General features: G+C 61.6%; 6 protein-coding genes and 1 pseudogene. 4 read left to right on the plus strand and 3 right to left on the minus strand.

Annotated elements, in window-relative coordinates; all coding sequences use genetic code 11:
• Nucleotides 1-227: pseudogene (locus tag BO39_RS19505) on the minus strand (IS110 family transposase); the annotation flags it as partial.
• 191 nt (nucleotides 228-418) lie between these two features.
• Between BO39_RS19505 and BO39_RS19510 the strand changes: the two are divergent.
• Both BO39_RS19510 and BO39_RS19520 read left to right on the plus strand, forming a co-directional pair.
• On the plus strand, nucleotides 419-1,618 hold the full coding sequence (locus BO39_RS19510) for an IS256 family transposase (protein ID WP_043836580.1): 1,200 nt from the start codon (nucleotides 419-421) through the stop codon (nucleotides 1,616-1,618).
• A 2,718-nt stretch (nucleotides 1,619-4,336) separates the two neighbouring features.
• Nucleotides 4,337-5,215 carry a metalloprotease gene (locus BO39_RS19520; RefSeq protein ID WP_156963773.1) on the plus strand — a complete coding sequence of 293 codons (879 nt, stop codon included), beginning with the start codon at nucleotides 4,337-4,339 and terminating at the stop codon, nucleotides 5,213-5,215.
• Between the two features lie 948 nt (nucleotides 5,216-6,163).
• Here BO39_RS19520 and BO39_RS19525 read toward each other — a convergent pair.
• A complete protein-coding gene (locus tag BO39_RS19525; RefSeq protein ID WP_156963774.1) occupies nucleotides 6,164-7,120 on the minus strand; it encodes a hypothetical protein in 957 nt (318 codons plus the stop codon).
• A 412-nt stretch (nucleotides 7,121-7,532) separates the two neighbouring features.
• Here BO39_RS19525 and BO39_RS31260 point away from each other — a divergent pair, with 412 nt between their 5' ends.
• Both BO39_RS31260 and BO39_RS19530 read left to right on the plus strand, forming a co-directional pair.
• Nucleotides 7,533-9,263, plus strand: a complete 1,731-nt coding sequence (locus BO39_RS31260) for an AIPR family protein (RefSeq protein WP_084698281.1) — start codon at nucleotides 7,533-7,535, stop codon at nucleotides 9,261-9,263.
• 870 nt (nucleotides 9,264-10,133) lie between these two features.
• The gene (locus tag BO39_RS19530; protein ID WP_043836589.1) at nucleotides 10,134-11,498 is read left to right on the plus strand and encodes an IS5 family transposase; all 1,365 of its coding nucleotides are present in this window, start codon (nucleotides 10,134-10,136) and stop codon (nucleotides 11,496-11,498) included.
• Between the two features lie 264 nt (nucleotides 11,499-11,762).
• Here BO39_RS19530 and BO39_RS31265 read toward each other — a convergent pair whose 3' ends face one another.
• Nucleotides 11,763-12,749: a BTB/POZ domain-containing protein gene (locus BO39_RS31265; RefSeq protein ID WP_211257488.1), complete on the minus strand. Its 987-nt coding sequence runs from the start codon at nucleotides 12,747-12,749 to the stop codon at nucleotides 11,763-11,765.
• Between the last annotated feature and the right edge of the window lie 20 nt (nucleotides 12,750-12,769).

Genomic DNA, 12,769 nt, shown 5'->3' on the forward strand with positions numbered 1-12,769 from the left:
CAGATCACCGGCAGCCCACGGGCGCGCAGCTCGCCGTGCAGCCAGACCGAGAGGGAACCGGTTTCCAGCCCGATGCGGACCACCTCCGAGGTCCTGCCGGTGATGAACCCGGCAATCGCCTCCGGCGTCGATGGCACCTTCCTCTCCGCCAGCACTTTCCCCACCTCGTCGACGACACAGATCGCCGTCTCGTCGAGCGACACGTCCAGTCCCACGTAGGTCTTCATCGCACCTCTCCCGGCTGCCCGTGAACCAGGCGTGCCGCCCGGCTCGGCAAGGTGACAGCGCCACTCCGAGCAGCGCCAGACGCGATTAGGCTATGTGGTGTAGGAGGCGGCCGCCCGAGTTAGGGCGGCCATCGCGGTGACCTTGGCTAGGGTTGGGTTGCGAGACGCAACACTGACCAAAGGACGCCACGATGACCGACGAGAGGATTGCGCTTCGAGAGCTCTTGGAGAAGGGCTCTGACGCGACGTTTTTGCGGGAGATGATCGGCTTTGTCGCCCATCGGCTGATGGAGCTGGATGCCGAAGGGGCCTGTGGCGCTGGGCATGGCGAGCGCAGCGCCGAGCGGGTGAACCAGCGGAACGGCTATCGGGAGCGCGACTGGCACACCCGGGCCGGGACGGTCGAGCTCAGGATCCCGAAGCTCAGGAAGGGCAGCTATTTCCCGGCCTTTCTGGAGCCCCGGCGGCTGGCGGAGAAGGCGCTCACTGCGGTGATCCAGGAGGCCTACGTCCAGGGCATCTCCACGCGCTCGGTGGACGACCTCGTCCGGGCCATGGGGATGGAGGGCATCAGCAAGAGCCAGGTCTCTCGGCTCTGCAGCGAGATCGACGGCCGGGTACAGGACTTTCTGAGCAGGCCGATCGAGGGCGACTGGCCGTACCTGTGGCTGGACGCCACCTATGTGAAGGTCAGGGAGGCGGGCCGCATCGTCTCGGTGGCCGTCACCATCGCGGTAGGGGTGAACAGCGATGGCCGCCGCGAGGTGCTCGGCATGGCGGTCGGCGCCTCCGAGGCCGAGACCTTCTGGACGGAGTTCCTCCGTGGTCTGGCCCGGCGCGGTTTGCGCGGGGTCAAGCTCGTCATCTCCGACGCTCACGAAGGTCTCAAGGCCGCGGTCGCCAAGGTGCTCAGGGCCACATGGCAGCGCTGCCGCGTGCATTTTGGCCGCAACGCCGCCGCCCATGCGGGCAAGACCCAGCGCCGCATCGTCTCCGCCTGGATCGGGACCGCCTATGCCGAGGCCGATGCCCCCGCGGCCCACGCCCAGTGGCGCAAAGTGGCCGACCAGCTCCGCCCCAAGGTGCCGAAGCTGGCCACGCTGATGGATGCCGCCGAGGAAGACGTGCTGGCCTTCATGGACTTTCCCCGCGAGCACAGGGCCAAGCTGCACAGCACCAACCCGATCGAGCGCCTCAACGGCGAGATCAAGCGCCGCACCGACGTCGTCGGCATCTTTCCCAACGAAGCGGCCGTTGTCAGGCTCGTCGGCGCCCTGCTCCTCGAGCAATCCGACGAGTGGGCCATCCAGCGCTCGCGCTACATGACGCTGGAGACCATCGGCGCCGTGAGCGATACTCCCTCCGTCAGCCTGCCCGCTGCGGCTCACTGACACCGCGGCTCAGCCCGCTGAGGAGCACCGCTCCTACACCACGCCGTGGGACACGATCGTGCCGTTCTCACCCGCGCCGCGACTTATCCGCTCGTACCCCTGAACCAGACAAGGATTCGGCGGCACGCCGAGCGGCCACGCGCCACCAATCTGGCCGTGCCTCGCCCGGTAACCCACGCGACTCGCCCTACCAAGCCGCGACCAGGACGTGTCCGGTCGCGCTGGAGAGCGGGCTTCGCCGGTCCGGTGGTAGCGGCCTCCTGACTCACCGACGATGGTGCCGCCTGATGGGTCACCCTACCAGCCGCCACCAAGCCAGGGAGCGGGTCGGCTTCTCGAAGGGTTTGCGCGGTCTCTATGGTGACCAAGGGCGGCTTGGCCGCGTCAGCGAGGGCTGGCGGTTGAGCAACAGCCTCTCCCAAGACTGGCGTCCGCCCTTTCAGGCCCCCGGCGTACCCTGCCGCTTCGTTTGCCGATGGCGTCCCTGACTCGGCCGTTCCCGGATCGGACGGCTCAGGCTGGCGGGCGGGGTTCACTCGCCTCCGCCGCGGACCCGGCTCGTCTCCCCCCGCCCCCTCGCAATCGATGCCCTCACCGCCACCGGTCTCGGTGGCCCTGCCGCGATCCGGTCCAGGAGGTGGTTGCTCCAGCGGGCCGCCCGACGACATCTTCTCGTCCGGCCATCTATCCAGCCGCTCCCGCGATTCCGGAGGCGTGCCCTCGCTGGGCGGGACGTTGCCGCCCGACCCGGGCGCAACTGGGGACGGGCTCGCGCCAGATAGCGGCAGGCGCCTCGGCATCTCGTCAGCGGCGCGTTCCGGCATCTCAAGCCGTCCGCCCCCGGTGGCGAAGACCTGGCTCGGGTGCTGTATCGGAAGAATGATGTGGGCGAATGGCGGATAGTCGCCCGGGCGCGAGCGGGCAAAATCCGGCATCCTGAAGCGTGGGGCACCGCAGACTACGACCCGCCTTGCACGCCAGATGGCGTCCGCTAGCGCCTTGTCCCCGATCTGAAGCTGCACCTGAATGTTATACGAGCGATCACCTCCCTCGCGGACGAACTGGCCGGAAATCTGGTAATGCCCGTTGAATCTGTACGGAGCCGACGCACTCCTCTCCCGGTCCCGTCGCTCAAACTCCACCGATACAGGGCGACCTTCAACCTTCTGCCTCGCTCGCCACAGGCGCTTATGCTCCTGAAGTCCGTAGAAGAAGTCTCTCCACGGGATCCTCTCCCCGTTGAAGACCACCTGGACCTTGTCCTCGAGTTCCGCATCGTCGCCAACAATGTCGGCCACCATGACGATGCTTTCGACGCAGTTCATGTACGCCGTCAGGCGTCGGTTTGACTTTTGGTACGCGGTGGCGGTCTCAGGCGCGCTTTCCTGGCGGAACAGGCTCCCGTGCTCCTCCAGGCCCGCCAACAAAACGTTTAGACGGAACTCTACCGTCGTCTGCTCCTGGTTGCCGACATGCTCCACCAAGGCGGCCTCTCCCATGCCGCGGACCTCTCGCGATATGGCAACGGCCTTTCGCAACGTGGCATCGATGTCGTACTTGCAGCCAGGATCGTGTTTGTGGGCCTGACGTAGCCCGAAATGGGCCCTGACCTTAGTGGCTCCACCGTGCTTTTGGTGCCCTGGTGTATGCCGAAGCTTCGCGCTGCATCCGGGGCAACGGGGGATGCCATGCATCTTCGTACTGTAAAGCGCGGCCGCAATCGGGCCGGGTTGCGCCGCGCCCCTCTGCGGCACTGCCTCTTTCAGCCGAACCGCCAACGTCGCTGCCTCGGAAATTTCGGGACGTATATGGCTACGGAGGCGGCTGGGTTCAAAGGTGACCTAGTCGGCGCCCAGCCACTTGGCGATGCTCTGGAACAGTTCCTGCCTAGGGGGGCATGACCAGCGTCGGAGGTGACTGGGCAAGGGACGTGAGGAGCCCCCAACCTCTACCTCCCTCTACTCAGATCAGCCCGCGAGAGGGTATTGCCTAATGGTAGGACGGCAGCCCCGTTCTAGCGGCTGTCGCTGCCCTCTTCTCCGGTGACCTGCTGCTGCTCGGTTTGGCCTCAACCTGCCGGTCTCCATCCTGACCTGGGCCCCTCGCGCTGCCTATGGAACCCCGCTGGCGAACTCGGTCTACATCAGTCATGTGGCCCTCGGTCGCAGCATCGGCCACCGCATGCTAGAAACGCTCATCAAGGAGTGCATGGCGTTCGGCGACAACTGCCTGCCCATTGGCGACACCCTCGCAGGAGTAGCTCGCCACGCGGGCCAGATGTGGACCACCCACAAATCTCGTTAGGGATCCCCCTTAGGGTCGTCGGTATTGGTCCTTCCGTTGCTGACACCAACTTGGCCGAACTCGGTGACTTGGTCAGCATGGACGCCGTGGTGGCGCTCGACCGCTTCGCCGAGGTTGGCACGCGGATCTGCTTCGACGTCAGCAGAGATCGGTGAGGAACTCCTCCCGGGACGCGCCTCTGGGGATGTTTTGGGCCTTCTCGACCAACGCGCTGACGACACGGCGCGCCAAGCGACGGGCCAAGTTCCGGGTCTCGCTCGGCACCTTGCGGTCGATACCGGTACTGACATCTAAACCCGGCTTGGATGGCCACTCCTGCGCCGCCGTCCTCCGCTTGGGTAGACCGGCCGCTTGCAGCCGATTGCAGAACGGGGTGCAGTGCGACGTCCGTTCACTTGGGAGGAGACTAGGGTGGTGAGGCCGTGGTCGGAGAGGACGCCCGAGGCGATACGCGAGGCGTTCTACTCTCCCGCACCGGCGCCCATCGCGCACGGCGATGCCTTCGGCTCGGAGGATGGTGGCCGGGCTGAGCGCCCGAGTTCCAAGCCCGCGCTGGTTGGCCTCCTCGTGCTCGGGATCAAAGCGCTCAAGAGCACCAAGATCCTCGGCCTGCTGGGCAGCCTCCTCGTCTACGCACTGTCGCTGGGATGGCTGGCTGCAGGTTTGCTGGTGGCGGGGCTCTGCATACACGAGTACGGCCACGTCTGGGCCATGCGCCGCCTCGGGGTCCCAACGAAGGGTTTCTATCTCATCCCCTTCATGGGTGGCGTCGCCATTCCAGCACGGCCTTTCGAGAAGCGTCACGAGGAGGCCTACATCGCCGCGATGGGGCCGGTGTTCGGCTTGGCCGCCACGCCGCTTGTTCTCGGCCTCACATGGCTTCTCAGGGGATCGCTCCCGCACGCCGCAGCCGCGGCGCAGGTGCTCGTCTTCCTAAATCTCTTCAACCTGCTGCCGATCGTCCCTCTCGATGGCGGTCGGATTATCCGGTCGGTGGTCTCCAGCTTCAGCCCGGCCGCCGGAATAGCGCTGGCGGTTGGCACCGGCCTGATTTGCGGAGTGCTAGCCTGGTCCTTCCGGGCACCCATCCTCGGCTTGCTGGGCGCTATCGCCTTGCTCGAGGTTTGGAACACGCGCGGCAGCCGTTGCCATCTCACCGCCTTGTCCTCGCGGCACGCTCTGAGATGGCTCGGGGTCTATGCCGCCCTGATGGCGGTTGGCGCCGCCCTCCTCGTCGGGCTCGGGAGCCTGTCGGGCCACACCGAGGTCATCCTATCACTGCGGGACATCTAGATCAGCGTTGAACCAACAGGCTCGGATTTTGCGCTGCGCTAGAGACGGCTGGAGATGTCCAGGTCGCTCCGGGTTCAAGCCTAAGGGGGCCGAGCCGGAACACACTGGGGGACAGAGGCCTTCCATCCAACGGTGGGCACCGCTCCAGCGGCACTCAACGGCCTAGTTCGCAGGCCCTCTGCCAAGATTGCGGAGTTCCAGGCAGGTAATAGCAGCCATAGTCACCATGGAACCTCCAGGTCTTTCGCATCCGGGCCCCAAGCTCCCCAGATCCGACGCCCGCTCTTGCCGGGGAGCCGTCTGGGTTCTGGCTCACCGCGGGCAAGGCGACGGGCACGATGTTCGGCCCTGATGCCCGCCAAGAAGCCCAAACGGCATTGCTCAAGAGCCAACAGCTGCTCGGAAAGCTCCTCCACTGCCTCGTCCCGGCGCCGAACGAGATCGGACAGGCGCCTCTGCCACGCGGAATCATCACCGAGGTTCCTAGTATGCCAAGCTGTTCGGGCCTCCCGCCTCAGCTTCGAAAGCTCAGTTTGGTGCCGGGCGTCCACGCGTCGCCTCAGGTCACTGGAAGCCCGCAGAGCCTCTGCATAGGCCACTCGGACCGCGGCACTGGCGTCTGGCTGGATGGGGAGCACAGGCTCATTCACAGCGCCACGGCCAAGAAGACGTGACACCTGAGCCCGATAGAGATGTATGGCTTACTTGTCAGCACTACGCCGGTCCCTGAATGCATGAGCTATCTCTGCCGCCCAACACGTCCACTCCGAACAGCTCTGATAGCTCCTTAACCGCTATAGGAGCTTCAACGCCGGAGATACGTCCAATCGATTCCTCAGCTCGCCTCTCCCTGTACGCCAGGGCGGCTGGATTCCTAATGACGCTTCCGGATGGTTTACCTTTTCGCCCGATACCTAGACTGCCCAGACACCGTCAGAGCCCGTCCGCCTAACCCATGCAAGTCTCCCGTGAGGCGTCCGGCGGCCTATTTGGCGAGAGGCAGTTCTTGATGCTCTCGAAGGCGACGGCGAACAGGTCGGCGTGCCGCTCGACGGCCGCGGGCGACACAACGATGCGCTGGCTAGCGTTCATACGGTGGCGCCAACCAGGCTGGACAGCCTCGCAGAGCGCAGTCCAGGCAGGCTTCACATCCTGCCAGACGGAGGCTGCGAGATAGCGCTCCATGCGAACGGGGGACGGGAAGTCGAAGTCGCCAAGGCCTTTCTGCGTAAGGAGCGACATGCTGCTGGTGCCCTTGAGGCCCTGCCTAAGCTGAAGGGAGAGCGACACGGCCTGCTTCGTGGCGTTCACCACCGTGTCGTCTTCGATGAGGTCCAGCAGCGCCCCGGCCGCCCGCTCGAACCAAGGCACCCGCAGCCGCTCCGGGATGTCGCGCTCCCTCGTGCGCAGCCGCGACGGGCGAATATGCTCCCGGATCAGTTCGGCGAAGAACTCCAGCACCTCCGCCGCGGGGGGGTTCGATTGCCGCACATCCCCGGCAACACGGGCTGCGAGGCCCGCCATAGCCTCAAGGGAGGGGTCGCCTTCCCGATTCATTATGGGACCGACGAGTGACAGCACTCTCGGCGGGTCGAGCGGGTTGTCCGCGTAGGCGCCGAGCTGCTGGTCGTTCCTATCCGCGAGTTCAGCCTCAATCCAGCAGGTGGGGATGCCTCCCTCGTAGACGAGGAAGTCCGGCCTCTCCTGCCTGCCATCAACCAGCACCCGACGCAGGTAGGCGTCCTCCGAGAGGCCGAGCTCGCGCCGACATTCCCGCCAGAACTCGGGCACTGCTTGGCACGCGTAGAGTAGGACGTTGATACGGTTCTCCGCGCGCTGGTCGTTCTCGCGCGTGAAGTCACGAGCACCGGCACGAGAACGAGAAGACACTAGCTTGTCGCTCACCGCCACCTCCGCCCTGCCCGTGCGCCCCAGTGCTTGGTACCGCAAATCACGCCCAACCTCGAGCGGTCCCCTCGCCGCCCTTCGACGTCATATCTGGGGAGAGCAGGATTTGCTCACATCGCGGTGCAGCACCCACAGTGCAAAACCTGCCCAGCCCTACAACGCGCCCTGGCTTACGCCATCTGCCACGCCGCCTGATGGCCTGAGTAGAGCTAAGGCCCACTCAATTCCGACGTTCGACAACTGTTTCCCGCCTTCGGCCTTCCGAGAGCAGCCTCTGTTCAGCAGCTGCCAAAGGGCCGGATTGGTGGCAAGCTGATTTCTCTTCCAATCGGCTCCAGATGGCGCGGTTCACATCCATGCTGTAGACTTGGCTTTTACGCTTCGGTAAGCAACTCGCGGAGAGTGCCTCGTGTCGTCTCTTAAAGTTAAACAAATCAAAACGAAATTGAAAGATCTTTTCGAGCAGCACCTCAATTTAAATGACATAGGTGTTAATGATAACGAACGCGAGAACAAGGTTCTGAGCAGGTGCCTTGCCGCATACGCTGTGTATCTTGAGTCAGCTTGCACTGAGGAAGACGCTGGGAAAGCTGTTTGGGACGGATCCGATGATAACGGTGTGGACGCGGTGTATTACGACGCCACCGAAGCAAAGGTAGTTATCGTCCAATCAAAATGGATTAATTCAGGTGGTGGGGAACCATCCTCGGGCGACATAGCGCTTTTCGTAAACGGCGTTCGAGATATTGTCGAGAACAACTCCGCCAACTTCCATCCGCGCTTACATACTCGGCTAAATGACATTAGCCAAGCAATCATGACCCCTGGAGTTACGTTAGAGATAATTTTGATCAGCACTGGGAGCAGTACGATCGCTCGGCACGGCACTGCCAATATAGACCGTCTACTCGCAGATCTTAACGATCCTGTTGATCAAGATCCTATTGCCCGAAATAAAGTGATCGGACTCGACGAGGTTTACCAGTCGCTAGCTCGTGCCGCTGGCAGTGGAGGAATATCTCTTACTGCAACCATACTAGATTGGTCATACATCCCTCAGCCGTATGCCGCTTATTTCGGACTGATAGATGGTTTACAGCTCAAAGAATGGTGGGACTCACATGGCAAGCGGCTGGTTGCCAAAAATATCCGCTACGCACTGGGTGCAACTGATATCAATGAAGGCATAAGAAACACGGGGAGGGGCGCGCCCGAGGATTTTTGGTATTTCAACAATGGAATTACTCTTATCGCAGATAGAATCATACGCGCTCCGAAATCTGCTGCCTCACGAACTGCTGGCGCATTTGAGTTTATGGGGGCTTCAATAGTTAACGGGGCACAGACAGTCAGTACACTAGGCAGGGTTGATGCCGAGGATAGCCTAGGCAAGCTGAGAGTTTCTATTAGAGTGATCATTTTGGACAATGCGCCCGCCAACTTTGGTGCAGAAGTTACCCGCACGAACAATCTGCAGAATCGAGTAGAGGGGCGGGATTTTGTCGCCCGCGATCCTGAGCAAACCAGAATTCAGCAGGAAATGTCAATCGAGGGTGTAGAGTATCAATTTCTAAGGAGCGAGGATTTTTCACTTTCACCAACCTCTTGCGAACTAGTTGAGGTCACAACTGCACTGACATGCGCTTCTATGGATCCCGTGCTTGCTGTTCAGGTCAAAACAGGTATTGGCAGATTTTTTAACGATCTAACAAAAGCACCTTACAAAACTGTGTTCAATCCTCAGACAAGTGGAGCGCGGGCGTTCAATTGCACTTTGACCCAGCGGGAGATAGACGCATGGATTGAGAGACAAAAGTCTACTTTAGCCAAAAGAAGTGGTTATCCCTGGGGTGTTTTGGTGCATGGAAATCGCGTCTTGGCTTCAGCGGTTTTCAAATTAATCGGACGTCAACCTACAGACAAGACAATCGATGATTTTAGGTCGTCGTTGAGTGCTGTTGATGTAGACGGAAAATGCGCTGCAGTTTATTTGGGGATGGTGCAAGTTCTCGAGGCAGAGTACCCAGGAAAATTTCTGGCTGTTCTCTTCAAGAACCCGACAATGTCGAAGGACGTCTTCGACAAGTCAGTCGCACTGGCTCAGGCAGCAAATAATCAGGAAGCTCCGGCAACTTCATAGTTACCTGGGGCTAGATTGCCGAGCATCGTAACTAACGCCCGCATCACTACACGCGATAGGTCGAGATAGATCACATCCGGCAACCGAGGGAGAGCCGATTGATTTTGGCTTTCTTCTACGGATTTCCCATAGCCAGACCAATCGCTCTTGTCAGGAACTAACCTGCGGTACTCGGTAGAAAATTATTGACCAACCTCTCATCAGAGGAGCGGAGCTATCGCCTATGGACCCGTTGCCTGCTCTACATTGCCACGCTCAGCCCAAGGATTAATCAGGCATTGCCCGCCCCAGAGAGCTTCGCCACCAGGGCACTCCCTTGCTCGGCGTCAACCTTGGGAGCCGCCCAATCTCATAAGCAGGGAGGTACACTTGGGCTTTGCCTCAGCCCACCAGCGGGCGCCTCCTCGAGGAAACAGGTGGTCAGCGTCAGGACGGGGGCTGAGGTCCTAAAGCCGCAGGGGCTGCCCGGGACCGGGTGTCGGAGACGGCGAAGGAGAGCGACCCGCCCCCATCAGCACGGATCCCGGCCACCACTTGCAGTTCCGAGAGCTCTGGATTGCCCAGCACTCGTTCCAGGCTCCAAAGGCCCCAGGGGGTCGGGGCAGGCATCCGCAGGGCGCCGAACCAATCGCCGAAGTTGTGGGTGAGGTAGGGCTGGACTCAGCGCAGGAGCTTGACCAGTCCCAGGCTTCTAGCATCCCGCGCCGCGAGGTAGCCGGTGTCGTGCGCGAAGGCGGCCGGTTCCCCCTCGGTAGTCGGGCGTGAACAACCTCCAGGATACTGATCCGCTTGGGAGAGTTGTTGGATTGGGCGCTCTGGAATTGCAGGGTTGGGTTGGAACGGTGCGGTAATCCTGCGATTCTGGCGGGCATGAAGCATCGTCCCCGCCCTCCGGAACAGGCCGACCTGCTGCGGCCACGCCTGGTCGACATGATCGATGGACGGCACGGGTTGGTCCGGCTGGCGGCACTGATCGATTGGGGCTGGTTCGAGCGGGAATGTGCTGGGTTCTTCCCCGCTGGTGAGGGGCGGCCCGCCACCGATCCGCGCCTAGTCGCCGGTCTGATGGTCCTGCAGCACGCCTACGGCCTTTCCGACGAGGCGGTGCTCGCCCGCTGGGTAGAGAACCCGTACTTCCAGCACTTCACCGGCGAGACCGTCTTCCAGCACCGCCCGCCCCTTCATCCGTCCTCGCTCAGCCGTTGGCGCGGCCGCATCGGCGAGGAGGGGGTGGAGTGGCTGCTCACCAAGACCATCGAGGCAGGCCGGGCCTCGGGTGCCTTGACGCCGCGCGCCTTCTCCGAGATCGCGGTGGACACGACGGTGATGGAGAAGGCCATCGCGCATCCGAACGACAGCAGGCTGTACGAGAGGGCGCGCCGCTCCCTGGTGGCGTTGGCCAGCAAAGCCGGGATCACCTTACGACAGAACTACAACCGCAAGGCTCCACGCCTGGCAGCGCAGGCAGGGCGGCACGCCCATGCCCGGCAGTTCCGGCGCATGCGCAAGGTGCTGCGCACGCTCAAAGGCTACACCGGGCGTGTGCTGCGTGACATTGGCCGCAAGCTCGGCGCCGTACCCGAAGGAAGGCTGCGGACGCGGATCGAGCAACGCATGGCGCTCGTCACCCGCCTGCTACGGCAGACACCCAAGAGCGCGGGCAAGATCTACGCCCTGCATGAGCCGGAGGTGGACTGCATCTCCAAGGGCAAGGCGCGGGTGCGCTACGAGTTCGGAACCAAGGTCAGCATCGCCACCACGCTCACCGGGGGCTTTGTCGTCGGCATGCGCTCTCTGCCCGGCAACCCCTATGACGGGCACACCCTTCCCGAGGCCCTCCAGCAGGTGGAGACCCTCACCGGATCCTGCCCAAGCCTTGCCGTGGTCGATCGCGGCTACCGCGGCCATGGTGCCCACGGCACGACGGTGCTCGTCAGCGGTACACGGCGCGGCCTTACCCCACGCCTGCGCAAGCTCCTGCGGCGACGCAGCGCCATCGAGCCCGAGATCGGCCACATGAAGACCGACGGTCGCCTTGCCCGATGCGCGCTCAAGGGCACGATCGGTGACGCCGTCTACGCCGTCCTCTGCGGCTGCGGTCACAACATCCGCAAGATCCTCGCCTACCTGAGAGCCCTTTTGCTCACCCTCCTCACCAGCCTCATCCACGCCATCGCCCAGCCGGACCATCTCCCAGCTCCGGACCATCTCCCGGCTACAGCCCACGCGGCCTGACCGGGTTATTCAAGGCCGACTAGCAAGGACCGGATGGCGCATCCAGTTGGTTCTCAATCGGCCCGGCGATGTCTCGTAGTCAACACGGCGCCTCCCTGGTGGCTTCCATACTCCACGACCGCGTCCTTCCCGAGACAGATGGTGAAGTCCAATTTCCGCAAAGCAGACATACTTCTACTATTCGTCCGCCGTTCCTGACGCGTTATTGTTAAGGACTGATGCCTTGAGTAACTATGCGCCACGCTTGCGGAACTCCAGACTGAACTAACGCCTACTCTCCCTCAACTTTGCAAGCACATCTTTGTCCTGCGTCAGATACTGCGCGACCTCCAATGCATTCGACATTCCAGGTACCTTGCCTGGTTCCTGAGGCACTATTCCGATTCCGACTACCTTTCCAAAAGACGCAGCCATATTTAGTCGCTCAAAGCGCCAATTTACCACACCATCAATATTCAGCCAATCAGGACGCGCCTGCGCAAATATTGCAAGATCAACAAAAAAATTTCCACCAGCTAATCCAGCCTTCGAGCCACTAGACTCTTCAACATAGGCTTTCGTAAAAGCGAAGTTCGCCTGAAGCTCAGGAACTACATCAAACGACTTCCTGATAGTGCTCGCTTCCCTAATAGCCTCTTCACTCCCGATCTCGCCGTTTCTAAACCTTGTAAGAACAGACTCAAGGTGGCTAGCTCGCTGTTTGTCTACCTGGACATGCCTCCGAAGCCGAAAGCCTGCCGCGAGCACTAGTCGTGGTCCGGGAAATCCGCGTTCCTGTTCGTGCAATTTTAGATCCTGAAACAGTCGCCAGGCACGAATCAGGAAATCGAATGTAACTGAGCTGCTCCTGTAAGAGAGATCGCGATAGACAGCAGCCCCATCGTTCATAACCAATGTCCGAAAATTGCGATCACTGTGTTTCGCAACGATGGCGTGAAATTCTTCAAGGCGCTCTACGGCTCGCGTCGCTTTTGGATGTAGTGGATTGAAATTGGACGCGGCAATCAAGTCTCCATAACCGAGAAGGTCAATCCAGCACGTAACCGCAACTTGATACGGAAATTTGGTCCTCATGCCAACAGCAGGTTCTTGCCGCACTGTTTTGGCTTTTGTCGATCTTCTACTTTTCGGCAACCGGTTAGTCACGCCCGCACCCTCCTCTGTTGTCGTGCGCAAATCAGCCCAGCGGAACGATTCTGTTCGCGTTTGTAGCAAGACGGGCACTGCACTGAGGCCAATTTTGCCTTCCATAAAACTTCAGCAACGCTGAT

The sequence above is a fragment of the Roseomonas aerilata DSM 19363 genome (assembly GCF_000711725.1).
Lineage (GTDB): Bacteria > Pseudomonadota > Alphaproteobacteria > Acetobacterales > Acetobacteraceae > Roseomonas > Roseomonas aerilata.